At 61.4% G+C, this 24,693-nt stretch carries 32 protein-coding genes and 1 pseudogene; 9 read left to right on the forward strand and 24 right to left on the reverse strand.

From position 1 onward, the window contains the following. The 11 genes and pseudogenes from DH10_RS18195 to DH10_RS18245 all read right to left on the reverse strand — a co-directional run. A pseudogene (locus DH10_RS18195) lies at positions 1–358 on the reverse strand (type IV secretion system protein VirB10); the annotation flags it as partial. 6 nt (positions 359–364) lie between these two features. Then, positions 365–1,180 (reverse strand): P-type conjugative transfer protein VirB9, encoded by an 816-nt coding sequence (virB9, locus tag DH10_RS18200; protein ID WP_192385166.1) that lies wholly within the window; start codon positions 1,178–1,180, stop codon positions 365–367. Then, positions 1,177–1,896, reverse strand: coding sequence for a VirB8 family type IV secretion system protein (locus DH10_RS18205; RefSeq protein ID WP_192385167.1), 720 nt, complete (start codon positions 1,894–1,896; stop codon positions 1,177–1,179). The genes virB9 and DH10_RS18205 overlap by 4 nt, the downstream gene beginning before the upstream one ends. 5 nt (positions 1,897–1,901) lie before the next feature. Further along, entirely contained in the window at positions 1,902–3,029 is a 1,128-nt protein-coding gene (locus tag DH10_RS18210; protein WP_192385168.1) for a TrbL/VirB6 family protein, read from the reverse strand. A gap of 199 nt (positions 3,030–3,228) precedes the next feature. Continuing rightward, on the reverse strand, positions 3,229–3,420 hold the full coding sequence (locus DH10_RS18215) for a hypothetical protein (RefSeq protein ID WP_192385169.1): 192 nt from the start codon (positions 3,418–3,420) through the stop codon (positions 3,229–3,231). A 25-nt stretch (positions 3,421–3,445) separates the two neighbouring features. Then, positions 3,446–4,126 (reverse strand): type IV secretion system protein, encoded by a 681-nt coding sequence (locus DH10_RS18220; RefSeq protein ID WP_192385206.1) that lies wholly within the window; start codon positions 4,124–4,126, stop codon positions 3,446–3,448. 60 nt (positions 4,127–4,186) lie between these two features. Next, the gene (locus DH10_RS18225; protein WP_210327817.1) at positions 4,187–5,083 is read right to left on the reverse strand and encodes a hypothetical protein; all 897 of its coding nucleotides are present in this window, start codon (positions 5,081–5,083) and stop codon (positions 4,187–4,189) included. Then, the gene (locus DH10_RS18230; protein WP_192385170.1) at positions 5,080–7,491 is read right to left on the reverse strand and encodes a VirB4 family type IV secretion/conjugal transfer ATPase; all 2,412 of its coding nucleotides are present in this window, start codon (positions 7,489–7,491) and stop codon (positions 5,080–5,082) included. Before DH10_RS18230 ends, DH10_RS18225 begins: the two co-directional genes overlap by 4 nt. A 9-nt stretch (positions 7,492–7,500) precedes the next feature. Beyond that, positions 7,501–7,797 carry a VirB3 family type IV secretion system protein gene (locus tag DH10_RS18235; RefSeq protein WP_096459547.1) on the reverse strand — a complete coding sequence of 99 codons (297 nt, stop codon included), beginning with the start codon at positions 7,795–7,797 and terminating at the stop codon, positions 7,501–7,503. A gap of 9 nt (positions 7,798–7,806) precedes the next feature. Continuing rightward, entirely contained in the window at positions 7,807–8,118 is a 312-nt protein-coding gene (locus DH10_RS18240; protein ID WP_210327818.1) for a TrbC/VirB2 family type IV secretion system protein, read from the reverse strand. Positions 8,119–8,128: 10 nt separating this feature from the next. Further along, positions 8,129–8,887 (reverse strand): lytic transglycosylase domain-containing protein, encoded by a 759-nt coding sequence (locus tag DH10_RS18245; RefSeq protein ID WP_246811596.1) that lies wholly within the window; start codon positions 8,885–8,887, stop codon positions 8,129–8,131. A gap of 97 nt (positions 8,888–8,984) precedes the next feature. Here DH10_RS18245 and DH10_RS18250 point away from each other — a divergent pair, with 97 nt between their 5' ends. The 7 genes from DH10_RS18250 (at position 8,985) to DH10_RS18280 (ending at position 13,611) form a co-directional block, all read left to right on the forward strand. Next, complete coding sequence (locus tag DH10_RS18250; RefSeq protein ID WP_192385171.1) at positions 8,985–9,488, forward strand: hypothetical protein; 504 nt, start codon at positions 8,985–8,987, stop codon at positions 9,486–9,488. Further along, positions 9,488–10,090, forward strand: a complete 603-nt coding sequence (locus tag DH10_RS18255) for a thermonuclease family protein (protein ID WP_192385172.1) — start codon at positions 9,488–9,490, stop codon at positions 10,088–10,090. The genes DH10_RS18250 and DH10_RS18255 overlap by 1 nt, the downstream gene beginning before the upstream one ends. A 32-nt stretch (positions 10,091–10,122) precedes the next feature. Continuing rightward, positions 10,123–10,458 carry a single-stranded DNA-binding protein gene (locus DH10_RS18260; protein ID WP_192385173.1) on the forward strand — a complete coding sequence of 112 codons (336 nt, stop codon included), beginning with the start codon at positions 10,123–10,125 and terminating at the stop codon, positions 10,456–10,458. Further along, complete coding sequence (locus tag DH10_RS18265) at positions 10,442–11,041, forward strand: thermonuclease family protein (RefSeq protein ID WP_246811597.1); 600 nt, start codon at positions 10,442–10,444, stop codon at positions 11,039–11,041. The genes DH10_RS18260 and DH10_RS18265 overlap by 17 nt, the downstream gene beginning before the upstream one ends. A gap of 581 nt (positions 11,042–11,622) precedes the next feature. After that, positions 11,623–12,276, forward strand: coding sequence for a hypothetical protein (locus tag DH10_RS18270; RefSeq protein ID WP_246811598.1), 654 nt, complete (start codon positions 11,623–11,625; stop codon positions 12,274–12,276). A gap of 46 nt (positions 12,277–12,322) precedes the next feature. Beyond that, on the forward strand, positions 12,323–12,808 hold the full coding sequence (locus DH10_RS18275) for a hypothetical protein (protein ID WP_192385174.1): 486 nt from the start codon (positions 12,323–12,325) through the stop codon (positions 12,806–12,808). After that, positions 12,805–13,611: an acyltransferase gene (locus DH10_RS18280; protein WP_246811599.1), complete on the forward strand. Its 807-nt coding sequence runs from the start codon at positions 12,805–12,807 to the stop codon at positions 13,609–13,611. Before DH10_RS18275 ends, DH10_RS18280 begins: the two co-directional genes overlap by 4 nt. A gap of 496 nt (positions 13,612–14,107) precedes the next feature. On the opposite strand, the gene pcaC is transcribed toward DH10_RS18280, so the two are convergent. Together pcaC and pcaD are read right to left on the reverse strand one after the other, a co-directional pair. Then, positions 14,108–14,470 (reverse strand): 4-carboxymuconolactone decarboxylase, encoded by a 363-nt coding sequence (pcaC, locus tag DH10_RS18285; protein ID WP_192385175.1) that lies wholly within the window; start codon positions 14,468–14,470, stop codon positions 14,108–14,110. Next, a complete protein-coding gene (pcaD, locus tag DH10_RS18290; RefSeq protein ID WP_192385176.1) occupies positions 14,463–15,272 on the reverse strand; it encodes a 3-oxoadipate enol-lactonase in 810 nt (269 codons plus the stop codon). The genes pcaC and pcaD overlap by 8 nt, the downstream gene beginning before the upstream one ends. Before the next feature lie 92 nt (positions 15,273–15,364). Between pcaD and pcaQ the strand changes: the two genes are divergently transcribed. Together pcaQ and DH10_RS18300 are read left to right on the forward strand one after the other, a co-directional pair. Then, the gene (gene pcaQ / locus DH10_RS18295) at positions 15,365–16,303 is read left to right on the forward strand and encodes a pca operon transcription factor PcaQ (protein WP_192385177.1); all 939 of its coding nucleotides are present in this window, start codon (positions 15,365–15,367) and stop codon (positions 16,301–16,303) included. A gap of 247 nt (positions 16,304–16,550) precedes the next feature. Further along, the gene (locus tag DH10_RS18300) at positions 16,551–16,814 is read left to right on the forward strand and encodes a hypothetical protein (protein WP_192385178.1); all 264 of its coding nucleotides are present in this window, start codon (positions 16,551–16,553) and stop codon (positions 16,812–16,814) included. A 508-nt stretch (positions 16,815–17,322) separates the two neighbouring features. Here the strand turns inward: DH10_RS18300 and DH10_RS18305 are convergent. The 11 genes from DH10_RS18305 to DH10_RS18335 form a co-directional block, all read right to left on the reverse strand. Beyond that, positions 17,323–18,186 carry a sugar phosphate isomerase/epimerase family protein gene (locus tag DH10_RS18305; RefSeq protein ID WP_192385179.1) on the reverse strand — a complete coding sequence of 288 codons (864 nt, stop codon included), beginning with the start codon at positions 18,184–18,186 and terminating at the stop codon, positions 17,323–17,325. Between the two features lie 39 nt (positions 18,187–18,225). Continuing rightward, a complete protein-coding gene (locus DH10_RS37675) occupies positions 18,226–18,615 on the reverse strand; it encodes an ABC transporter substrate-binding protein (RefSeq protein WP_210327820.1) in 390 nt (129 codons plus the stop codon). Beyond that, complete coding sequence (locus DH10_RS38235) at positions 18,615–18,977, reverse strand: ABC transporter substrate-binding protein (protein WP_425515349.1); 363 nt, start codon at positions 18,975–18,977, stop codon at positions 18,615–18,617. The genes DH10_RS37675 and DH10_RS38235 overlap by 1 nt, the downstream gene beginning before the upstream one ends. Continuing rightward, the gene (locus DH10_RS36310; protein ID WP_210327821.1) at positions 18,859–19,290 is read right to left on the reverse strand and encodes a type 2 periplasmic-binding domain-containing protein; all 432 of its coding nucleotides are present in this window, start codon (positions 19,288–19,290) and stop codon (positions 18,859–18,861) included. The genes DH10_RS38235 and DH10_RS36310 overlap by 119 nt, the downstream gene beginning before the upstream one ends. Beyond that, on the reverse strand, positions 19,290–19,946 hold the full coding sequence (locus DH10_RS18315) for a TOBE domain-containing protein (RefSeq protein WP_210327822.1): 657 nt from the start codon (positions 19,944–19,946) through the stop codon (positions 19,290–19,292). The genes DH10_RS36310 and DH10_RS18315 overlap by 1 nt, the downstream gene beginning before the upstream one ends. Positions 19,947–19,996: 50 nt before the next feature. Beyond that, positions 19,997–21,250, reverse strand: a complete 1,254-nt coding sequence (locus DH10_RS18320; RefSeq protein ID WP_192385180.1) for an IS110 family RNA-guided transposase — start codon at positions 21,248–21,250, stop codon at positions 19,997–19,999. 186 nt (positions 21,251–21,436) lie between these two features. Next, positions 21,437–21,955: an ABC transporter ATP-binding protein gene (locus tag DH10_RS18325; protein ID WP_192385181.1), complete on the reverse strand. Its 519-nt coding sequence runs from the start codon at positions 21,953–21,955 to the stop codon at positions 21,437–21,439. A gap of 23 nt (positions 21,956–21,978) precedes the next feature. Then, the gene (locus DH10_RS36315) at positions 21,979–22,308 is read right to left on the reverse strand and encodes a hypothetical protein (RefSeq protein WP_210327823.1); all 330 of its coding nucleotides are present in this window, start codon (positions 22,306–22,308) and stop codon (positions 21,979–21,981) included. Further along, entirely contained in the window at positions 22,308–22,964 is a 657-nt protein-coding gene (locus tag DH10_RS36320; protein WP_210327824.1) for an ABC transporter permease family protein, read from the reverse strand. The genes DH10_RS36315 and DH10_RS36320 overlap by 1 nt, the downstream gene beginning before the upstream one ends. 77 nt (positions 22,965–23,041) lie before the next feature. Continuing rightward, positions 23,042–23,710, reverse strand: a complete 669-nt coding sequence (locus DH10_RS36325) for an ABC transporter permease (protein WP_210327825.1) — start codon at positions 23,708–23,710, stop codon at positions 23,042–23,044. A 45-nt stretch (positions 23,711–23,755) separates the two neighbouring features. After that, the gene (locus tag DH10_RS18335) at positions 23,756–24,532 is read right to left on the reverse strand and encodes an SDR family NAD(P)-dependent oxidoreductase (RefSeq protein ID WP_246811600.1); all 777 of its coding nucleotides are present in this window, start codon (positions 24,530–24,532) and stop codon (positions 23,756–23,758) included. Between the last annotated feature and the right edge of the window lie 161 nt (positions 24,533–24,693).

Below are 24,693 nucleotides of genomic sequence, written 5' to 3' on the forward strand. Positions count from 1 at the left end.
GCTCGGGAGGCGGCGGTGCCGGAAGGGCGTTTGGTGGCGCGACCGGCGGCGGAGGCACAGTCGGTTCCGGGGCGGGCGGGGCCGCCGGAATAGCAATTGTGCCCTGGTTGGTCCGCGTCTGCGGCGCTGCGAGCGACGGCGCGGGAAACTGTGTCGTCGTGAACTCCTCCGTGTCCGGCGACGTCATGTTCTTCGGCGTTCGCTGAAGCGACCCGTAGATCAGCCAGCCGGCAATCCCGAGCGCACCGATCGGCACACCGATTTTCAAGATACGGCCAAAGCCGGTCGAACCGCGCGCGACCGTCGTGGCGGCCGCGGCATCGAGCTCAAGCGAGCGATAGTCATGCGGGCTCGGCATGGCGCCTCAGCCTCCCGTCGCGGGCGACGGCATGCCGACGCGTTGGGGAGCATAGGGCTCCAGGCCGTTTGGCTCGTGCACATTGGTGAGGCGCCGGTTGAAGATGCAGGTCGACTCGCTCCCGTTGCGTAGGGTCCATTGTGGGCTGACCTTGTCGACGACGACATAAGGACCCTCGGCGCGGAAATTCACCAAGCTCTCGTTGCGACCGCTGTCGACGATGTAGATCGCCGGCGTCTCGCCCTCGAAGCGGAACCACGTCTTGGTGCCGTCGTCGAAGACGGCGATTGGCTTGTTTGCTGACGAGCCCTTGTAGCCGTAGTCGCTGTTGGCGTTGGCGATGTTGAGGTCCTTGAGGTTCGGGTTTGCCGCTCGTTCCTTGGCAGTCGCCAGCAACTGCGCACTTGCCTCGTCCTCGGGGTAACGGAAGCGCACGACAAAGATCTGTAACGCCGGCGGGCGCGTATTCGATCGCAACAGGAAGGAGTAGATGCGCTTGTCGGTCACGACATTGAGGTTCGATAGCGCCTCCTTCTCGATCGGTTTGACGAAAATGATGTTGCCCTTGTGGTTGGGTTCGACCTTCCAAGCGGTGGAGTCGCCCAGCGCCAGAGTCTCGATCTTCTCATCGCCCTGCAACTCGATCATGGTCGAGGTGCCGAATGTGGCGTCGATCGCGGTAACATTGTCCTTGTTGTAGACGACATCACGGACGCGACTGTCGACGCGCCCCGGCTTCGGAACAGCCTCAGAGAAGGCCGGTCGGCCGCCGAGCCAAAAGAGCAAGCCGACGACCACACTGTGAGCGATACAACGGTTCATTGCTGCGCCCCCGTGGTTCCCGGGGACGGCGCTGTTTCCTGGTCGCGTCGGTACTCCAACACTTGGAAGCCGAGCGGATTTTCGAAACGCCATTCGTTGCGCATCGGCGCCGAGGTGTAGCGGAACCGCACAAGCGAAACCCAGTTGGCCGTGACGATGTTGGTGGCGGATTTGGTGTCGGTCGAGAAGCGCACCAATGCCGTCCGGTTGTTCGGGAAGGTCACCGATTTGATTGATACGGACACCACTGTGTTCGTGCCATTGATCTTGACCGGGTTCTGCGGGTTCGCGGGGGAATAGATCTCTGTCAGCTCGCGTGCGGCGTCGCCCGCGGCCAGCAGTTGCGCAAGGTCGAAATTGTCCTTGAGCGCCTTGGGGTCGTAGGTCTCGCGGGCCTTGACGTAGCGGACCACGTTGAAAGTTGTTACAGCCTCGTCCTGCGTCAGCGGCCCTTCCGCCATCGGCCGCTTGACCTCGACGAAGCCCGTCGCCTTGTCGACGACGACCATGTAGGGCTCATAGGTCTTGAGCGGCACGAGCAGCGCCAGCGTTGTGAGCGAAGCGACCGCGACCACGGTCATCACCGCCGCGACGATCCAGGCGAGCGCTCGTGAATTGCGATTGCGACGCGCGATGTCCTGTTCCCAGGTCACCCCCTCGGCATAATAGCGCGGGTCGACGCGTCGCTCCGCTATGCCTGCACTTGCCTGCGTCATGATGATCAAGATGTCCTGTTGTCACCGGCCGTTGGCGTCGCGGTGGGATTGCTGATCTGGGCTGCAAGGCGCCGGAACTCCGGTGTCTCGGCCCAAGCGGCGGCCCTGAGGCCAACGCGTGCCCGCTGTCTCGCGACGAGTTCCTCGCGCCGTGAGACCGAGGCAGGGTTGAAAGGATTGCGCAACGCCAGCCGGGCGCGGTTCGCGGCAAGCGCAGCCCGGGCGCCGGTTACGCCGGCGTAGAACCGACCTATCCGCGGCGCACCGATCGGTACGCCGCCGGCGATCGCCGCCGCCACATTGTTGATCTGCGCAAGCAGGAGAATGCCGATGATGGCAAGCAGCACGACCGGGCCAATCGTTGCCCAGGTCGGTGTCTTGGTGTTGGCGACGCCGTTTAGCGTGTCGATCGTCTGCTGGATAAGGCTGACGTAGAAGGCGAGGAACGCATAGACAAGGACCTGCACCAGAAAATACTGAACCAGTGCGCTGAGCCAGCCCGAGAAGAACCGTGTGGTGACGCCGAAGAGCAGAAGGATGATGAAAACTGGCGCCAACGCGAGCAGCAGCCACATGAACATCTTCGACAGCATGATGAGGAACAGCGCGAAGCCGATCAGCACCGCCATCACGACGTAGAAGACGGCGGCAAAGATATAAGGTCCCCAATTGGTGATGCCGGCGTTCTGCAAGAAGGCTTCTGTCGCATTGTTCGTCGTGTCCCACATGTTCTGAAGCGCGTTCTGAACACCGTTCACGGAGGTAAGATTCACCGCGGTGCCGGTATTGTTGGCTGTGGTGACAGCGCTCAACAACGCATTGCCAATCGCGGAAGGCCCGTCGTTCATCAGGTTGTAGACGAGCGTCTGGAAATCGTTCCAACCCGTTGCAAGGGCATAGATGGTGAAGGCCCGCAACAACCGAAAGGCATGATCGGCTGGCCCGCCGCTCGCCGTTCCCTGCCAGATGCCGACACCCCAGAAGGTGACGTAGAGCGTGAGAAGCAGCCCGGCGACGCCCGTGCCACCGCCCGATGTCGCCGCGTTCGCCAGCGCCCGATAAGCGGTCGAGACGTAGTTTTGCCCGAGCTGGTCGACCGATTGGAGCAATGTTGTGACGTTGAACGACCCCATCCGCCGCCTCAGATCGGTTTCATCGGGCCGCAGTCGGGCAACCGCAGCGGTGGCGGGAGCGCCGGCGCGGCAACCGGGTCGTCATATGCGAGCGGTGCACCACTTTCATCCGAGGAGCACGGCGCCTTCAAAGGCTTATAGGCGCAGCCGCAGAGAGCTGCTGTCAGGGTGAGTGTGAGGGCCAAACCGGTCACAGCCTTCACTCCTTCGGCTCTTTCGGTTGGGTGAACGTCATGGCGCGCGTGGCGGCTTTTGCCGCATCATCCTGTGAGGCCGGCCCGGCCGCCGTCGACGATGGGTTCGGTTGCTCGCGCGGCGTCCACAGCGCCAGATATATGGTTCCGGCGACAAGGGCTCCGGCAATCAGGAAGCCAATGGCTTGTTTTGACACATATCCTCCGGTCGTTCTCTTGAATTCAGGGTCGGCTTAACGGCGTGAACTTCATCGCCCGCGCCGCGGCGGATTCGGCAGCGATACGGTCGAGGTTGGCCTGGTTGGCTGCCGCGGCGGCGTTGTTCACGACGCCATTCAGTTCATTGATCGTCTGGCCCGTCTGAACCTGGACCTGTGTGTTCTGGTCAACGCTGCCCTTGAGATCGGGGGCCTGGCCGATCTGTTGGCCACCTTGTGTGAAGGCCGCTGACCTCGTTTGCACGGCGCTTTGCGTCGACGTGATCAGCCCGGAAAGCGTCGCGGCAACATTGACCGAATTCTGGTAAGCCGTATCGACCGGATGCGCTTGGCCCGCGGTGAGACCGGTGATGGTCTTGACCAGCTGCAGCCCATTGATCAGCGTCGAGACGATGTTCTGGGACCCCGGGCTCATCCCTGCAAATGATAACGCACCGCCGGAGATGACTGAGCCGAGCGAGGGCGCCTGCGCCATCGAGAAACCGCCACCAAGCGCCATTTGGGCGAGGCTACCCTGGGCGACGGAAGCGCGGTCGCCAGTGACGGCCTGCAGCGTCTTCTGGGTGAACTGGAGGATTTGCTGATCCGCAGTCAGGATGTCTTGCGTGCTGGTCGCGATCTCCTGCGCCTTGGCAAGATTGCTATCGTCGATAACGGGCACTTGCGCGCGGGCCTCGGCACACATGAGACCGAAAAGCGCGGTGACAACAAAGGCGAACGAGCGGAATATCGACATGGCGGGCTCCTAGCGTGCGTTTGCTTGCATGGCCGCGAGAGCGGCATCGACGTCGGTGGCGGAGAGAGCGATCGGGGCGGGCGCGGCCGATTGGGCTGCGTCCTCGGTGCGCGCCAGGAAGAAGGCAACGTTACCGGCGCTGTCGGTTGCACGTGCAGAGACGCAGGCCGGGTCGGGCGGCGTCCCGGGCGGCGTGGTCGAGCAAGATGCCGGCTGACGGCAGGGATCGGCTGCAGTACCCGATCCGGCCATTCCGGCCGGGCACAGGGCCCCGCTGACCGGCATCGTTGGCCCTGGGCTCGAGCGCATGCCCATAGCTGCCCGGCTCATGTCGCTGGTCTGCGCGAGATTGAGCGCGTTCAGCGCCGTCACCCACAGATTGGCCGAGCCGATCGCGCTGTTCCAGGCAAGGTTGTTTTGCAGACGCGCGGCGCTGTTCATATCAAGCGCGCCCATGACCGTTGGCGCCGTGCCGACCTGTTGGCCCGCCGCCTGGAACATGGTTCGCGCGGCGCTGAGTGACTGACCGCTGGCATCAAGACCCGCGACGACATCGCCGCTCGATTTGAATAGCGACTGGCTGTTTAACGCCGCCCCTCGCGCCGCCGAGTCGGGCGTTGCTGGCATATCCGGCGCATAGTCCCGGATCGCCTTGGCACCGGCGCCCGTCTGCGGTTGCAAGGCCGGGTCGGTGACATCCGCCCTTTTGCCGGTGGTCATGGCGCATTTGACGCCGCTGTTGGAGTCCTGGCGCTGCGTCGTGATCGGCACGAGCTTCACTGTCGCGCTCGCGGTCTGCGCGTGTTCGGTAAGCTGCGCGGCATCGATGGTCGGAATATTCGCGCAAGCCGGCGCGGTGAAACCACAGACAGCTATAATGGCGAAGGCGGCGAAAACTGCTTTCATCCGGTGGTCCTTCCCAGAAAGATCGGCAGCCAGACGGCGGGGTCATCGCCGACTCGCGCCCGCAGCGCCTCGAGCTCGGCCACGGTCTCCGTGCGTCCCGACAGAACCTTGATCAGGTCCGGCATACCGGCGAGATTGAGCTTGGCGATGACGCTGTCGCGTCCGTGCTTGATCAGGAAGGATCGGCTCTCCGGAACCGTGCCGCGAATCCAGGCGACCTCGCGCTCCGATAGACGGAATGCGCGCGCGTAGCTCTCATCATCGGCCTTTGGATTGGGAAAGAACACGTTGGTGGCAGTCTGCTCGATCAAGGTGCTCGCCGAGCTCGAGCGCACGATGTCGGCGGCCGACTGCGTACCGAATCCAATGATGCCGTTCTGCTTACGGATCGTCTTGAGCTTGTCTTTGATGAAAAAGGCGAAGATGGGGTCGTCGAGCAGGCGCCATCCCTCATCGAGAAAGATCATCACCGGGTCCCCGGTAAGAAGCTCTTGCGTGCGATGGAAGATGTACATGAGCGCGGCGGTGCGGATGACGGGGTCATCAAGCACCCGCGTCATGTCGAAACCAAAAATGCTGGAGAGCGAGAACTGATCCGTCTCGTTGTTGAAGAGCCAGCCGCGCTGGTCCGGCCGCATCCAGCTCTCGAGTCGGGCGAGGAGGTCTCCCTCCCCTGCCCGGATCCGGCCGCGGAGCAACGTCGAGAACGCTTGCAAAGTCCGACCGTCCTGACCGGCACTGAGCGCGGCAGCAATCGCGTTGCGGATGACTTGTTCCTCGGAGGCGGTGAGGTCGCCGCCATTCGCCGGCCGCAGCATGACACCGAAGAGTTGAAACAGGAACTCCCGGTTCGGTGCCGTGTCAGGCAAGCAGAGCGGATTGAAGCCGGTCGGCTCCCCAGGGACGAGGACCTCGTATTGCCCGCCCATGGCACGGATGAAGATCTCCGCTCCGCGATCCTTGTCGACAAAGAGAAGTTTGGGACGCGGCGTGACACGCTGCGACTGTGCAGAGATGAAGGACAGGAATACGGTCTTGCCGCTGCCTGAAGGGCCGACAACCGTGAAGTTGCCGAGGTCGCGGACGTGATGATTGTAGTAGTAGGCAGTCTGCGACGTCGTCTCGAACACCGAGATCGCCGGGCCCCAGTGATTGTTGTCTGGTCGGCCGCTCGGATAGTTATGCAGGGAAACAAAGCCGGCAAAATTCTTTGAGGAAATCACCGCCTTGCGGGCGATATAGGCGAAGTTGCCAGGCAGTTGCGACCAGAACGCCGGTTCGCAGTTGAGATCCTCTCGCGTCCAGATCACGGAACGGTCGGTGAGCGCTGCGCCGACGGCCGTGACGGTCGCGTCGACCTCGGACATGCTGCGTCCAAGACACATCACCGTCATATGGTGTTCGCCATAGATTGCCTCGGAGGCCAGGAGCTCGTCGCGGGCGTCGTCGAGGTGCTCGGCGACGATTGAACCCGCCTCGTCCGACATGTCGACCTGGCGGGCGACACGGTCCACCTGCTTGGCCGCCTCCGGGCGATCGATGATGGCGAAGCTTTGGCTGGCGATGAATTCGTGCGGGACACGCAAGAGATTGTCGAAGGATCCGGGCCCGGTCTGAGCCGGATATTCCCGAATCGAGATCATGGCGCCAAACCGCGTGTCGTGCGCGCCGGCGCCGCGGATCTCGATGGCGTTCTTGCCGAAGAAGACCCGTTTCATCGACAGCGCGTCGCTGAGCTCCATGCGCGGCAGCAGCATCGAGCGGGGCAGGCCGCCGTTGACGATTTGTACGAGGAATTCCAATGGTTCCGAATGCCAGATGCCATCACGGGAGACCACACCAAGCTGACGGGCGCCGTAGGCGGCGAGGTTTTCCCGCACGGCGGTCGCGGCATCGCGCAGTTCGGTCAAAGCCGTTTGCGCGGCGACAGATTCGCCGGCCGCGTCGGTTCGGCCGAGGAGTTTCGTCAACAAGGCGTCGAAGGTGCCGGCCTGGCCCTGAAGCGGCCTGCGCACGATCGTCAGATAGATGTCGTTGACGAACATCCGCCGTTGCGACAACGCCGCGTCATAGCGCTCGTCGATCTCGCGGCAGAGCGCATTGTCGAAGCTGGAGGCGATCCGCGGCTTGACCTCGCGCCGGATGATGTGCCCGACCAGGGCAAAGCGGGAATTTGCGAGCGTGCGGACAATGTCGTTACGGGCGAGAAGGCGAGCATTGATCTGCGACATGTCAGCGGTCTCGAAGGAATAACCTTCGAGCTTGAGCACCGTCAGGACCAGGCCATCGCGTGTCTTGAGAACATGATCGTCGACGTGGCGGCTAAACGGGATGTGCGACGCGACAGGGCGCTCGCGCCGCGACACCGCGCCAAAGGTCAATTCATCAAGCAGCGCCCGCGCGACCATGCTCTTTCCTCATGCCGAATAGCTATCGGCGCCCCAGAAGGCACGCGAGCGTGGTGGACATCTGGTCGATTTGACGAAGAGGATTTCGAAGATCCGATCATCCCTCAGCGTCATCACATAGCCGAAGAGATGCAGCGGGATCGCGACCAGCAGCATCAGGAGATTGTGCGAGACGAGAAAACAGACCGATGAGGCGACGCCGTTGAACATGAAGTACAGGTAAGGCACGCCCATAAGCGTCGGCGCGCGCGTCAAGGCCTTGACGAGCGGTGTGATCAGCGGTTCCTCGAGTTGGCGTTCGTCCATCGGCGTCCCTCACTGTCCGACGGCGGACTGGAAGAAGTTGACGATCTGGGCCGAGCCGAAGACGAGCACGATGCCGAAGATCACGCTGCCGGCGATGCCCCAGGTGAGGCGGCCTGACCAGGCGAAGAAGCCGCAGGCGATCACGGCCAACGTCGCCAGCGCAGTGGCGATCGGTCCAGTGAGTGCGGAGACCAGTTGCGTCAGCGTCGATTGAACCGGCTGCAATGTGCCGCCCGATTGGGCTCCCGCCTGATTGGCCAGGATCAGGAGAAATGCACTGGCCGCGATCGCACGCTGGCGTAGTGTGTGTCGTAGTCGCATTGTTGCTCCTTCATTGGACATGCATCACGAAACCGTCGCTCCATTCGGTCGCGGCGGGTCGCTCGGCCTCAACCGCAACCGGCGGCGCGGGATTTTTGGTTGGTTCGATCAGATCAGGTGCGCTTGCCAGGCTGTCGCGCGTGGGCGGCAGAGTGCTGCCTGTCGGGTCGGGCCAGGCATAGAAGTCGTTCATGACGTCGGCGACAAAACGCACTGTCTCCGGATAGGGCGGTACGCCCCGGCTTTTCTGGATGGCGTCCTCGCCGGCGTTGTAGGCGGCCAAAATGAAGATTGGATTCCGGTAGCGCTCTTGCAGAGCACGCAGAAAGCGCACCCCGCCGCGCACATTGGCTTCCGGATCGCACAGGTCGACCTTGAACCGGCGTGCGGTGTCCGGAGTCAGCTGCATCAGGCCATAGGCGCCCTTTTGCGAGAGCGCGGTCGAAACGTAACGGCTTTCGACCTTGGCGACCGACTGGACAAATTCTGGATGGAAGCCTTCCTCGGTGGCAACCCGCAGCACAAGCGCCTTCGCCACATCAGTCGGCATCGACACCGTGCCTGGACATGGGGACTGCGGCGCACCCGTAGCGGGTTGCCCGACGATCTCGACTGGACGATCCGAGGGTGCGGCGGGTTTGACGCGCCCGTAGTCGTCCACGACCACGGTCATCGGCATTGTGGGCGAAATAGCGGAAACGGTCTGCGCCAAGGCAGAAACAGCGCTGGCCAATAGCGCGCCACCAATACACATGCCCATGCCGCGCATTTCGCCTCCTGCATCGATTCACCATAGACAATATATTAGATATTGTTATGCTGGCAATAGCGAAACGAAGATTGAGCTGCTTGTCATGAGAGCCGGTATGCGCAGGGTCGGGGTTCATCTGGCGACCCTCGCGGCGGGGCTTGTTTGCCTCGTCGCGCCTCAGGCACGAGCCCAAGACGCCTCTTTCGGCTGCAAGGTCCTGCTGTGCGCCGCCGCCAGTGCGCCGAGTTGGTCGGGCATTCCCTATTGCGTCCCGGTCATGCATGAGCTCTTCCGCAGTCTTGCCCATGGCGGGTCCTGGCCGACCTGCCCAGAAGGCAACGCCGGTGGCCTTGGCTACGAGCCTTACTATCCCTGCCCGGCCGGCATGACGGCCGTCGAATCGGGACGGGATGGCGATGCCGGCTTGATTGCCTCGCCGAACGGCAACCTTTGCGCCGATATGAAGACACTGAGCAACGTCTGCACGCGGGGACGTGACAGCTCCTGCCAGGTGACTTATTCGACAATTCCCCGCCAGCCCCGCAGCGATCCCGACTACGTCGACATTTCCACCGCGAACGGCGTGCAGCGGTTCTATTTTTCGCTGAGGGGGTACTGATGCGCGGCGCGGCGGCAGCCCTCATCGGCGTGGTCATGGCTACACCGGCGATGGCCGAGCCGACGACGAAAGGTTGGTTTCCGGTGCCGTCGACAGCCGTCTACCAGACTGGCGACAGCTGGACCGATGGCGGGACCACCTTTCGTCTGTATGGTGTGCAATCCTGCCTACGCGGCACAAGCTTCACCAATGCCCATGGTCTGAAGCGCGATTGCGGTGAAGCCTCGCTCGCCATGCTCATCGCGCTCACGCGGGATCTGCGGCCGCAATGCTACGACGCGGCGCAGGCGCCGCAGACCAGGACGATATTCGTGTTCTGTGTCGCGACACGCGCGACGGGCGCGGGTGCTGGATCACGCATTGATCTCGGCACCGCGCTGATCTCGACCGGCTATGCCTTCGCAGCGGTCAATCCGGGGGGACAACCGGTGCACGCGCCCTACTTCGTGGCGCAGCTCGTAGCCGAGCGGGCCAAGGCAGGCCTCTGGGCCTTTGCCGATCTGCCAGATCCGAACGTGATTATCCTGCGCGCCCTCAGATCCCCGACCTCGGCCTTAACATCCGAATCCCCTGGGGCCACAACCAGCCCTCCCCCGCAGTAGCATCAACCTCGAGCCCATCAAGGAGACCTGCCTTGAGAACGAACCTGTTCATTCTGCGCGGCCGCGTCGGCCAGGCGCCAAAAACCTTCGGCAAAGCCGCGAAAATCAATGTGGCGACCGATCGGGTATGGACCGATAGCAATGGCAAGCGTCAGGAAAAGACCGACTGGGTCACGGTGACGCTGCTCAACGAAAAGGTCGCGGAGCGGGCGCTCGCCAACGTCAGCAAAGGCGACGCCGCCTACGCCGAATGCCGTGTTGCCGACGGTTCCTACAAAAAGGATGGCGAGACCATTTACACGACGGACATCATCGCCAACGCCTTCCGCAAGCTCGATCTGGGCCACCGCGATGACGCTGAGATTTGACGTTGGCGCACGCATGACGTTGCTCGCTATTGCGGTCGCCGTCGCCCCACAGGCGAGCGCCCAGTCGCCCTCGATCGGCACGCCGGGCCTATATCGCCCAAACCAGGCTCTCCAAACGCCACCGTTGCGCGTCGAGGTGCTCGACGGCACGCGGTTGCGCGATATCGAGACACGGGCGATCTATCGTCTCGTTGGCATCGACACCTGTGCTCCTGATCAGACTGCACTGCTCGGCCGCCAGCCGTGGCCCTGCGGAACCATGGCAGCGGCTTGGCTCGTGAGGGCCACTCTGAACAAATGGGTCGCCTGCAACATCCTGCGCGACGAGAACGGGGAGCATCTGGCCCGTTGTGCCGCCGCCGATCACGCCGACATCGGCGCCGACATGGTGCGAGACGGGGTGGCCGTCACCGCGCCGCCGACGGAGCGCGATCCATCTATCCGCGCCTACGCTTCAGCAGAGCAGGAAGCGCGAAAAGCCTATCGCGGCTTGTGGTCGAGCACCTTCCAGATGCCATGGGAGTTTCGCGGCAGCCCTCAACACCGTGCCATCGCGGCGATCGGCCAACAGGGTGCGCCGTGATGTTCCGGTCGGCTTTCCTCCCTTTCGGGGTCGCGCTCGTCTTGGCCGGGTGCGCCCAACCCATCGCGACGCCCGCCGCCGACGCGACGCTGCCGCCGGCGACGGATCCTTTGTATCGACCTGGACGGGTCCAGCCCGGGCGGCTCGAATACGCCCCGGATCGTTCGACCTTCGCGCCGGTTCTGACGGAGCGCTTTGCCTATCCGACACAGCCGCAAGCCAACGACGCCTATCGTCGGCTAGTCGTCCGGGCGCCAGGCGTCTTGCGCCGCTATCCCGCCTCGATATGGCTCTTTGGCTGCAAGCCTGGCGCTCTTGACGGACGGACAGCGCGCGTGGCGCGCTATAACGGTCCAGTCGTCCACTGCGCCACGGATTTTCTCGACCCATCGGGGCAACGTGTCGGTCGCGAGACCGTGAACTTCTACTATTACCGTTCGGCCTGGAACATGCAGACGGTCTACCCACCAGTCACCGCCGTACCCTGGCGAACTGGAGAACACTCGCCCACGGACAGGTGGTGGTGGGTGCCTGGCCGAAGCCGCTACCAATAGCAACGACGCGATCAAGCAAGATTCCGCATGATGCCGACAACTGACAACATATTAGATGTTAGAATAGAAAGGCATGAAGCCCGTCCGAAGACCTTCGGTCGCTTTGCCGTGACGATTGTCGTTGCTGCGCTGGTCTCGCTCGCGGCGACATCATCGATCAGCGCCCAGGAGCGAACGCCCGACCCCTCCGCCTGGCGCAGCGTTTCTTATGCGGACATGCAGCGGCCATCCGCCGATACCGCAACCTATGCTGATATCTGGAAGGATGCGATCGAAGCCAACAACCGCGCCTATGCAGCTCGCGGCGATACGCGATTTGCGGGTGCCAATGCACCGGCGGTCGAGGCGCATTTTGTCATCTGGAGCACCAAACGATCCGTGGTCTTTAGTGTCCTCGATACCGCTACGGGTTGCACACTCAAGGGCGTGCTTGCCGCCGGCGTGACCGTCAAGCTCTGCCCGCTGCGCATCGCGATCTACGATGGTCTGCTGGTCCGCACGTTGGAGGGCGGGCGCGCCTGCTTCCTTGAGATGGGTCCAAAGGCGGTGGGCGGCGATCCTCTCGGTTCGGGCTCTTACGTCTCCTATGACATCAAGACCAAGACCCTGAAGACGGGCACGATCGTCGCCCATCAAGCTGTCGAGGGCTGCTCGCTCACGCTGCCACTCCCACCTCCGTGAACTTGGCCATGGTTCCTCTCTCTCACCCTGCCTTCAGGAGTATCGCATGACCCGCCCCCCCATCATCGGACTTGTCCTGGCCTGCGCGGCCGCACTCATGCCCACCGCACCGGCCAAGGCCGCCGATGCCGCGTTCGCCTACAAGACCTCCTACCGAAACATTGCCAAGGATCCTGACGGCGTTTGGGCAGGGCCCGCTTTGGCGCCGTCACCGGCCGGGACCGTCATCATCCATGAATACACGTTGAAGTCTGCACAAGGCGACTGGCTGATATCCCAAATCTGGAACGCCGGTTGTGATTCGACGGCCTGTCCGACCCGGCTGGTTCGGACATCAGCCGACGGGAAGAAGACTGTCGTGATCGACGACATGATGCATCAGGTGATCCCACCAGATGATCCACGTTTTGCGGCTTTGCGGAAATCGGGGGCGCAGGCCGCCTTCGCAAAGGCCCCCTTTCATCTGAGCGCGGACGGTAAGGAACTCTTGAACGGCGATTTGAGGTTCGAGATAGGTGGAGGCAAGCCGTGAGGACGCGAGCCGCTCTCCGGCAAATCCTGTTCGACGCCGGTCTCATTTTGTCGCTCTCGGCCGCCACTGCCCTCGCCGGGCAATCGGCCGCTAGCCTCATCGACGCGGGGATGCCCGCGAACTGCGCGAACTTCGCCGCCAAGGTCTCCGGGAGCGAGGGCAATTTCGGAACGACAAACCAATACGGCTGCCTCGGCGCCTTTCAATTCTGCCCCGGTACGTTCGGACGCTACTACAGCGGTAGCGCACAGAGCTTTCTGGACGATCCATCGGCGCAGACCGCAGCTTGGACGAAATACGAACAGGATTCCTGGGCCCAGGCGCAGAACAATGGCCTCGACTCTCTCGTCGGCCAGCAGGTTTGTTCGGGCGGCCAGTGCGCAACGATTGACCAGTCGGCGATCCTGATGGCCTGCCAATTCGGCTGCGGCGCTAAGGGTAAGCTCGCCAACTATGCGGCGGGCGGCGACTGTAACGCCCGCAATGTCAAAGACGGTAATGGCGTCAGCGTCTGTTCCTATCTGGTCCGGGGCTCGGGTTACGATGTGTCCTGTTTTACCGGACAACAATCGACGGTATGCGCTCAACCGCAGATCGGTCCTGGCGACTTCCCGACCGCGACGGGGATCGCGGCCAATGCGCCGCCCCCCGACAGCGCGTCGATCATCGTCGCGCCGACCGATGTCTGGCCCAGGGCCGAACGTAATTTTCGTCAGTTCGACTCGGATTCATCGCGCAGGATGAATTTGGAGAACGCTGCAAGCTGGTTTTCCACCGGTGCGCAGAGGTCGCCGCCGCGATAGTGGGCATGGACCAGAGCCCAGAAGACGACTTCGTCAGAAAGTCCGGCAAACAGGGCTTTTTGCAGAATGCGGCTAATGATGGCCACCGCCCGCGGGGGATCGTAACGCGATCTCAGTTCGCTGGCGAGGGTCTTGGTATCGGCAATTCGGATCAAAGTCGTTTCTCCTCTTGCACTATTCTTGGGTCACGCCGCCACCGGCACCGGTGTACCTGTGGGGATACAGGGTCCTTCGAGCCCCGACGATCGTGTATTCCGAAGAAGCCGCCCACCGATTAGGGCCGCCCTCACGTGCACAAGATGTAAAGCCGGTTGGGGCACCCTATTGTTTCCCAGACGCACCGTCAGGATCCCGCGCCGAGCACGATGATATGGGGCAAGTTTTTCTCCAACAGTTGGGGTTGCTCCTTCGACGTGTCGGGTGCCATCTCTCCTGCACGGTCTTCCGTCTCCGCAGCCTCGGTTATTTCAACTTGGCGATCCCTTCTTTTGATCGGTCAATTCATCGATGGTTGCACTCTGGCCGGCACGCCGGCATAGATGGCGACATGCAGGAACGCCTCGCAGATATCGTCGCGCGTGGCACCGGTGTTGGCCGTGGCGCGCACATGCAGGGCGACCTCTTCATCATGGCCGAGTGCGGCCAGCAGCGCCAGCGTGACGATCGAGCGCTCGCGCTTGCTGAGACCCGGCCGCGACCACACCGTCCCCCAGGCAGCCTCGGTGATCAGCTCCTGGAAAGGCTGGTCGAAATCCGTGGCGGTGACCTCGGCCCGGTCGACATGGCGGTCGCCGAGCACGGCGCGCCGCACCGCGAGGCCGGTGCGATATCTGGCTGCGTTGCCGGGGACTTCATCCATGGGTTTGTGCTCCAGGGGCAAGCGATGCGACAAAATCGCGGATCAGCGCGACCAGCGCCTTGGGTTGTTCGACGCAAGGAATGTGCCCGGCATCGCGGATGATCTCGAAACGCGCACCGGGGATCAGAGCGGCCAGCGAGCGGACGAGATCGGGCGGCGTCGAGCCATCCTGGTCGCCGACGACGCAGAACGTCGGCACCGCGATGCGACGCGCCGCGTCAGTAAAATCAGCGTCGCGGACGGCCCTGCAAGTCCCGATGTAGCCGGCGAGTGCTTGCCGGGTCATCATGTTCCAATAGCCGTCAAGCTCGGCCACCCGTGCGGTATGGAAGGCGGGGGTGAACCACACCTTGAGCACGCCGTCGGCAATGGCCTGGATACCCTTGCGTTCAACCACCGCGATGCGTGTGTTCCAGCTCTCGTTGGTACCGATCTTGTGGGCCGTGTCGCACAGGATCATGGCCTCGACGATCTCCGGGCGCCTGGCATAGAGCCCTTGCGCGATCATGCCGCCGACCGACAGGCCGCACAGCACGACCTTCTCCAACCCGAAATGATCGACGAGCCCCAAGAGATCGTCGACATGATCGTCGATCGACCTGATGTCGCCGATGTCGGACAGTCCGTAGCCGCGCTTGTCATAGACCAGCCAGGACATTTCGCCATCAAGTGCAGCGACAACGTCGTCCCAGATCCGGAAGTCGGTGCCCAACGAATTGATGAATATGATCGCGCGCGCATTGCCGGCCGCCCTGACGTGGCGGTGATGCAGCGTGATGCCGCCGATGGTGACGAATGGCACGATTTCGATCCTCCACCCCCACATTGCACAAGGCATTTGGTTCGGTAAAATGATATTTTGCGCCATTCCATTAACTCAGGGGTTATCAAATTATGGCCGAGGGCCGCATCCGCTTCCGTCATCTGCAGGCCTTCCTGGAGGTCGCGCGGCAAGGCAGCGTGGCTCGCGCCGCCGACTTCCTGCATGTCAGCGCGCCGGCGGTGACCAAGACGTTGCGTGAGTTGGAGGAGGCGCTCGGTGTCGCCGTTGTCGAGCGTGACGGGCGCGGCATCCGCGTCACAAGGCTCGGCGAGATCTTCCTCGGCCATGCCGGCTCGGCGATTACGGCGTTGAAGCGCGGCGTCGATTCCGTTCGCCAGGACGGCGCCATCAATCGCCATCCGATCCGCATCGGCGCGCTGCCGACAGTATCGGCGAAGGTCATGCCACAGGCCATGAGCCTGTTTCTGAAAGAAAGCACCGGTGCGGCGATCAAGATCGTCACCGGCGAGAATGCCGTGCTGCTCGAACAATTGCGCATCGGCGCGCTGGATCTCGTCGTCGGCCGGCTGGCGGCGCCCGAAAACATGACCGGCTTCTTCTTCGAACACCTCTATTCCGAACAGGTGCTGTTCGTGGTGCGGGCCGGACATCCGCTGCTCGAACCGGGAGCAGACATCTTCGCAAGGCTCGACGAATTCCCGGTGCTGATGCCGACGCGGGAATCCGTCATTCGCCCCTTTGTCGACCGCCTGTTCATCACCAATGGCATGACCGCGCCCGCAACCGAGATCGAAACTATCTCGGACTCCTTCGGTCGCTCCTTCATGCGACAGAGCGATGCGGTTTGGATCATTTCGGCCGGCGTGGTGGCCAACGAAATCGCCAGCCGCGCCTTCGTCGCTTTGCCGGTCGACACCGAGGAGACCAAAGGGCCGGTCGGCCTGACGATGCGGACCGACACCGCCCCCTCGCCGGCCTTTACAATCCTCTTGCAGACCATTCGCGAGGCAGCTCGGCACAACGCCCGGGAGCAACCAACGAAGTTATAAATTTGCCAGCGGGTAACGCCTATTTGGCCAGATGCTGATGCTCCGAGCCTCATCGAAACCGGAAAACGATTGTCAGGACAAGAGGCACTCGAAAAACTGATTGCCTCCTCAAAACCGCGCCGGACCAAGTGAGGGATGGGTCTCCCGGTAAGCCGAAGCTCGGCGATTCCGGGTGTCGTGCCGACGCCGACCTTGATGGAGAACGCGTTCCAGCAGCGTCGAACAAGCAGCGCCCCGGAACAAAAAAATGGCCGGGCTCGAATACGGCCCGGCCAAACGAAGGTCAAAACCTTCGAGGGGAACACCGTCCAGCGGAATGGGAGGAAACCCGCCGAACGGTTTTATCTTCTTGAGCTCATTGCAGTGCTTTAGCGACGAATGGCATTCCAGAGAAAGCACGAAATGGCAAAAATTCGTGCTCCCATATGCCCGCAACCCTTGCGAGCGCCGCTCTGGCTTCGAGGAGATCGGCATAGTGCCGGCGGAGCAAGCAGCAAAGCGTCGAAGGTGACGATGTGCTACAGATCGACAATTCGGGTGCGCCGGAGGTTGCCGGCGAGCGCCTTCTAGGGGTGCTTATTGCACGAGACGGGAGAGCGAAATGATGCGAGTCATGGCGAAGACGCGTCCCCCATTCGAGCTCTGCCATCTGCGCTATTTCCTGGTCGGCGGCCGAGCATCGCGCCTTCTTCAAAGGCAGGTATCGCGCGTACCGGGAGGAAGGATCGGATGGCTGGCGGCCTGCTGACCGACGACGAACGACAACTGCTATTTGGCATCCCAACCGACCGTCATGGGCTCATTCACTGAAATGCGCAGCAGTTCTTGGGAATAGGGTGCGCGAATATTAAAGGGGCGGGGTCTGTCAGAAATGGACCGTCATGCCGCAATGCTTTGATCGTTCGACGCACGAGCTCTAATTCCGCCAGCGTGTCAGCCCCAATAGATCGCACGCTCTCGCTCGCCCAAGAGGTTGAGGTTTGGCCAATTTAATATGAAGATCGGCTTGAGCATGGCGATCACGACAATTTAGCGGATGCCGAAGCTCGCTTCTGAAAGAACTCTCGTGACCTGTGAGCGGCGGACTGCATCCGATCGCTGACCGTCCAGGCAAGCTGGTTCCCGATTGGCGTCTCGATGACCAACTGCGTCTCGTCAGGCAAAGCATCAAGGTAATCGGAAAGTGGGATCACCCCGTCCCCGAGAGCCAGTCTGTCGCCGCGAGCTTCTGCCGGAAGGTTGTGAATGCTGGGCGAAACCTTGGTTGCATCGGAAAGCTGAGCATAGGCGATCTGGTTCGAAGGGATGGATGCGAGATCGTCAGCTGTGCCGGCGCCGCGGTAGTGATGAAGAACATCGATGATCAAGCCGGCGTTAGATCGACCGGCGCTTTGCACCAGATCAAGAGCATCTCGCCATGTCGCCACATCCCGATACAGCATGTACTCGACGCCCACGTGCAGGCCGTATTGGGCGGCTTGATCGCAGAGACGCCCGAACAAGTCCTCGCGTTCGCTATTGCTTAGAAACTTGCCGTCCTTCGACAGCTGCGTGCCGATCGCTGAGATATGTGTGGCGCCAAGCTCGGCGCCTGTCTCCATGGCCTTTCTGAACCTGGCCAAATCCGCTGACGGCGAAAGAACGAAGGCCTCGACATCGAACACCCGCATGGCATTGCTTTTGAGCGCCGACTTCAGAGTTCGCATGACGTCTGGCTTGCCAATGATCTCGAACTCGAGCGGTTGAGGCGTCGCGGTCATCAGCAACAGGCCCACCGCGCCAAAACCGGCGGACGCTGCTGTCTCGACAAAGCGGACGGGGTCCACTCTGCCGATGGTCAAGTTGGCAACCGAAACCTGTCTCAGATCGATCTGTTGCTGCATTTTCACGTTCCTCAGGCCTGTTTCGGTTGCCTGGCGCGACTAGCGATACTTGAAGCCGGTGTTTTCAGACCACCAGTTCAAGATCTGATCCCGCTCCTTGAGTGCGGCGGCCAGATCCAGTTCAATCAGCTTCGTGGAATTGATATCCGGAAGACCGTTGGACGACGCGATACCGCCCCTCACCGGGTAGACGCCTGCTGCCGCGAAGGCTGTCTGCATCTCTTGACTGAGCGCGAACTCAGCGAGAAGGCGAGCAGCATTCGGATGCGGCGCGTTCTTGTTGATGCCGATCGCGTTGAACTGGGCAACGGCCCCGCTCGCCGGAACCAGGAGATCAACCGGTGCTCCCTTGGCCCGCACGCCGGAGACGGCGGTGGTGATATTGAAGAAATCGAGCGGGCGTTCGCCGGTCTGCAGTTTTGTAGCCATCACACCATGGATGGGTTCAGCTCAGCCTTGGTCTTGCGCAATCCTCTGAGGATCTCGCCGCCCTTTTCTGGTCCAAACTTCTGATAGATGCTGGCGATCGCGGCGAAGGTGGCCGACGACGAAGCCGGATTGGTTGTCGCGATCAGCCCTTCCCACTCGGCCGGAGGATTGGCAAAGTCGGTCCAGTCGGCCGGCTTGGCAACCGCTCCGAGAGCATCCCGATTGAACGCGAACAGGATCAGATTACCATTGCCGCGGACGTAGGATGCGCCGGCAGGTATCGCCAGTTTGGAGAGATTGGCGTCTCTCCGTCGTCTTGAAGTCTGCGAGAAAGCCCGCCTGCTGGGCGGTGATGACGGTATCTTCTGCCTGATACATGACGTCCATCAGAGGCCTGCCTGAGTTATTCTCCGACACGAAACGATTGTAGATTTGCCAGCCGTCGCCGGTGGCGGACGTCACCCGGATGTTGGGATATTTCGCGCTGAAGTTCTTGAGAAGGATCGGAACGACGAAGGGGTCGCCATAGACGGCCAGCTCAGCTTCCTTCTCGGCGGCTGCAATCAAGGCATCGTCAGCGGCGTGGGCCGTTCCGAAACCTGCCAGTCTCATTGATATCGCGAGTGCTGCCGCTGCCAGCAACATGAATCTGCGTCTGCTCTTATTATGATCCATCACGGTTCCTCCCTTGGATGGTTCGACGGTTCACTGTCAGCCAGGCACCGACCTCGAGTGGTTGCCCGGCAATCGGTTGCTAGGGACGATCGTGCAGCAGATGAATCTGCTGCGGGTCGATCGTTAAAGAGAGACGAGCGCCGGCAGAGAAGCGCCGGTATGACGACAGTCTGTGGCCCGATGCGTGTATCGACGTGCAGCTCGCGGCGGTCGCCAACGAACACAGCCTCCACGACGGTCGCAGGTAGACCAACGCAGTCGCCTTCAGCGGGGCCGATCTGCCAGCATTCGGGGCGTATCATGCAAAGCGCTTCATCGCCCCTGCTTTGACGAACGATGTCACCCTTGGTGATCAAGTAGTCTGATCCTGCGGCATAAATAGCTGTCTCTTCGCCCTCGCCTCTCAGCGTCACTGGAAAGAGGTTTGCCTTTCCGAGGAACTCAGCGACGTAGCGGGCGGCTGGATGGAAGTAGAGATCCTCAGGAGATCCCTGTTGCTCGACCTTGCCGTTGTTGAACAGGAAGATTTCGTCCGCAAGGGACCTCGCCTCCTCCTGGTCGTGTGTGACGAACAGGATCGTTGCGCCAATCCGTTGCTGCAACTGACGAATCTCGTGGCGCATTTCGACCCGCAGCCGCGCATCGAGGTTGCTCAAAGGTTCATCCATCAAGATGAGGCGGGGGTTTCCCACCAGACATCGCGCTACTAAGAAGCTGAAGAGGTCTCCTTTTGTGCGGTTGGTGGAACAATGTGGGTAACCTCGCATCCGAGATCGTGGAGCCTGCGGATCAGTCGTCGGATGGTGTTGTCACGCAGGCGCTGATCGAAGTGGCGCGGACCAAGATCGCGATAAGGCACGCCGTCGCGGAGCATGAAGTAGGCGGCGGTGAGCATCGAAGCGGCAACGGCCAGGATCGCCTTCTTTGCGCCGCGACGTGCCTTGAGGCGCAAGAATTGGGCATGCAAGTAGCTGGCCTTGACGCGTACCGCCGCCCAGGCGGCGGTGACCAGCGTGGTCTTCAACCAAGTGCCGCTCTTGCGCCCACGCGTGGAGCGGCGCTTGCCGGCGCTCTCGTCGTTGCGCGGGCACAGGCCGGCCCAGGAGATGAGGTGACCTGCGGTGGGAAAGCGCGCCATGTCGACGCCGATCTCCGCCACGACGACCTGGGCGACGAGATCACTGATCCCCGGCATGGTCGTCAGCAGGCGGGCACGCTCATTGATCGGCGCCAAGGCTTTTCCCACGGCGGCGTCCACCTCGCTCAGCGCCCGTTCGAGGTCGGCTATGAGGTCCAGATGCAGCTTGAGTATCATGCAATGGTGCCCGCTCACCCGGCCACGCAACGCCTCAACCAGAGCGGAGCGCTTGCGCCGCGCGGTTCCTTGCGCCAGATCGGCCAACCGCTCGGGGTCGCTCTCGCCGCCGATGAGTGCCAACAATATGGCTCTGCCCGAGGCGCCCAGCACGTCGGACAGCACGCTGCCCAGCTTGATGTTGGCGTCCTCCAGCACCTTTTGGATGCGCAGCGAATGCTGGGCGATCTCGCGCACGAGCTGCTTGCGGGTGCGGGTGAGGTCGCGCAGTTCCTGGATCGGGGCCGGTGGCACGAAGCTCGCCCGGATCAGCCCGTGCGCCAGGAGATCGGCGATCCACATGGCGTCATTGACGTCGGTCTTGCGGCCGGGGACGTTCTTGATGTGCCGGGCATTGGCCAGGATCAGTGTGAAGCCGTCTTCCAGAATGTGCCAGACCGGCCGCCAGTAGATGCCTGTCGCCTCCATGGCCACATGTGTGCAGCCATGCGAACTCAGCCACTCCGACAGCTCCAGCAGCTCTCGCGTTGTCGTGGCAAAACTGCGGGTTTCGCGGTGCGGCGGCGGCGACACGCAACGCACGCAGGCCACGATCGTGTCCTTGTGAACGTCCAGGCCCGCGCAACGTGGATAGAGCACATCCATGGGTCTTCCTCCTTCGTGGTGCGACGCCGGGAAGAACCCTCGTTATCGAAATCTACTAGTCGCGATCACGGGCTTTGCCGCCCATTGTCAGCAATTCGGGGTGCTCGCAGGGTTCCAGGTCCAACTATTGAACGGGCTCGAAGCACCAACGCGAGGCCGACCTCGATCCCAGCGCCGCCGCAAATCCTACCGCACAACAGCCCAGCCCGACCACTGCAAAGCTTCATCCTTCGGGGTCGGGCCCGTCCGATGGAAAACTATTGAGACGCGCTGCTGCTGGCCGCCGGAAAGCTTCATTGCGCTCTTCTCAGCCTGCTCTGAAAGCCCAACGATTGCGAGGGTCTCCTGGACGCGCCTCTCGATTTGCTCTTTCGGTACGTTTTGTGCCCGCAGAGGCATTCCGACATTGCCCTTGACGGTCAGATGCGGCCATACCGCATAGGATTGAAAGACCATGCCGAGCCGACGCTTCTCCGGCGGCAGATCTATTCCGCGAGCTGACGAGAAAACAGGTTCATCCTCGATCCTGATCTCTCCGCCATTCGGGTTCTCCAGACCAGCGATGCAGCGCAACGTCGTCGTCTTGCCGCAACCGCTGGCGCCAAGCAGGACGGAAATCTTGCCAGACTGAAACGTGACGCTGAGATCATCGATTGCCCGGAACGCACCGAAGCTTTTCACCATTTGCCGAACTTGCACGCTCATGGCTATCCTCCAGAGCCTATAGGTTAAACAGCCGTCGCGTGGCGCTGGCGTGTGAGAGCCGTGATTAACCACATCACCCCGGCGCCCAGGACAAGCTGCAATAGTGAAAGGGAGGCGACCTGCGAGAACTCTCCGACGGCCCAGGTATCGAAGCTGAGGATCGACAGCGTTCTCGTGTTCGCCGTGTAGAGCGGCAGCACCATGGAGAGCTCAGAGATGTAGATGCTGTAGACCATGACCCAGCTTGAAATGATCGCAGGCAGAACCAGCGGCAGAGTGATGCGGCCGACCGTGCTCAACCAACCAAAGCCCGAGACTCGCGCGCTTTCCTCGAGTTCGGGATGGATCTGCATCAGGCTGCTGCTGACCGTTCGCACGGAATACTGAGATACCGGCCAATGAGACCGATGATGATAATCCAGATCGTGCCGTAGACACTCCAAGGCATCCAGAGCCAGAAGAAGCTCACGCCAAGGGCAAATGCCAAGCTCGGGATAGACATCGGCAACAGGACGACGAATTGAAGAATTTCCCTGCCGGCCATCCGTGTGCGCACGGTGATCCAGGACGCGACGAACCCCAGTACGGTTGTCGCCGTAGCCGCAATGATCGTGATTACAACGCTGTTCCAAAGCGTGGAGCGAACATCCTCGGACGTCCAGAGGAAGATGATATTAGCCCAGGTGAACTTGCCCGACCACGTAAAGGGCGAAAATGCCGCGGCAGTGATGATCGTGACCGGGCCGACGACCGTGAGGACGAGATAAAGCCAGATCATGGCTGCGACCACATAGCGACCGCTGGCCAGGCTGATGATGCGCGGCCGGAAACCTTTGCCGGTCACCGTCACGAATGAACGTCCTTTCAGAGCCCAACCTTGCAGAAGGCTGGCGATCGCAGAAAGGACCATCAGATAGATTGCCAGTATCGCGACGATGCCGAAGTTCGGTGGGAAATGCTGCAGCTCCGTGTAGATCCGGGTCGTGACCATGTAGATTTCCTTGGTCATGCCAAGGAGTACCGGTGTTCCGAACAACCCGATACAGATAGCAAAGGAGAGCACGGCCCCCGAGAGAATGGACGGGGCTACGACGGCAACGTGATCAATAGCATGGTGCGGAAACGGTTGAGGCCGGAGATCTGCGCGGCCTCTTCCAGGCTTGGGTCCATATTTCTGAGCGCGGCCGCCACGATCATCATGACGTAAGGCGCGATGTAGATGGCTGTCGTCCAGATGATGCCCAGATAGGTGTAAATGTCGACGAGTTCGCCGGCACCCAGGCCGCGAAATGTCATGTTGAGAAGTCCCACACGAGGCGCCCCGATCAGAACCCAGGCAAATGCTCCGATGAAAGGCGGGATGAAGATCGGTAATGTCGCAAGCTGCTCGAGGAGGCGCGCCCAAGGAACATTCGTTCTCACAAGACACCAGGCGAGAATAACGCCGATAGCGGTCGCGAGCAGCATCGCTCCGATTGATATGACGACCGTATTCCACATTGCCGCCCAGTAGCTTGGTTCCGCCAGCACCGCAGAGACTGCGTTCAAGGTTAGGACGACGCGGCTGTTTTCGGTGTCGACAAAGCCGCGAACAACCAGCGACGCGATCGGCATCGCGGTGAAGATGACCAGCATCAGGTAGAATACACTCAGCCACAGGCGCCCTGTCAGCTCTCTGCGTGAAAGGAAGCGGCGAACGTTCGAACGTTCGCTCACGCCGATCCCGTCACGTATGTTCACATTGGCTTTCGGCAATTTTTCCTCCCACGGTGTTCGTCGACATAGCCGCGAAGGCGGCCATCACCTCCTCAAGGTCGACGTCTCGGCCTCAGTAGGTCGCGCGCCCTCCTGTGATGTCGAAGGTGAAACCTGTGGTAAAACTGCAGCCGGACTTGCGGCAAACGCGACCATCGCCGCGACTTCCTCTCCAGTCACGAAGCGGCCCATCGGGATTTTTCCCTTGATTGCCGTGATGAACTCGGGAGTCATCTCTTGAAGCAACTCAGTCTCGGCCATTGTGGGAGCGACGCAATTGACGAGGACTCCCGTCCTTGCGAGTTCCTTGGCAATCGATTTTGTGTAGGCGATCACGCTGCCTTTTGCGGCTGCATAAGCACTTCCGCCTGCATTGCCTTCTTTGCCAGCGATCGACGCTATATTGATAATTCTGCCGTACCTTCGGTCGATCATGTGAGTGATCGCGGTGCGACAGCAAAAAAAGACCCCGTTCAGGTCAATTGCCAAAACGCGTTTCCAGTCCTTCACAGGATATTCGCAGGTGTTCGCGATGGGGCCGTTGACACCCGCGTTGTTGACCAAGATGTCGACGTGGCCCAGCGCCTCGACGGTGTTGCGAAACGCTTTGTCGACTGCATCCATGTCAGCGACGTCCACCACTTGCTTCATCGCTGGCGTGAAGCCGGCCTGCATCTCATACCTGGAAAAGTCGATATCCCACAGTGCTACTCGGCACCCGTCGTCGGCGAGACGTTTGGCGATCGCTAGCCCTAGACCCTTCGCTGCACCAGTGACGATCGCAACCTGATATTTTGCAGATGCGCCGGCCAAATGATCCATCGAACCCTCCAAAATTCCACATCCATTGGAAGCGCTTCCATGGGACATTTATTCATTTTCGCTCGCTGGTCAAGAAAATATTGGAAGCGCTTCCACAAGTTCGCTATTGGTATTGTCGGCTTTGCGTCGCGGAGGTCTTTTAGATTCCATCACTCTCAAAT

This window comes from Mesorhizobium silamurunense, from assembly GCF_014843825.1.
Taxonomy (GTDB): Bacteria; Pseudomonadota; Alphaproteobacteria; order Rhizobiales; family Rhizobiaceae; genus Mesorhizobium; species Mesorhizobium silamurunense.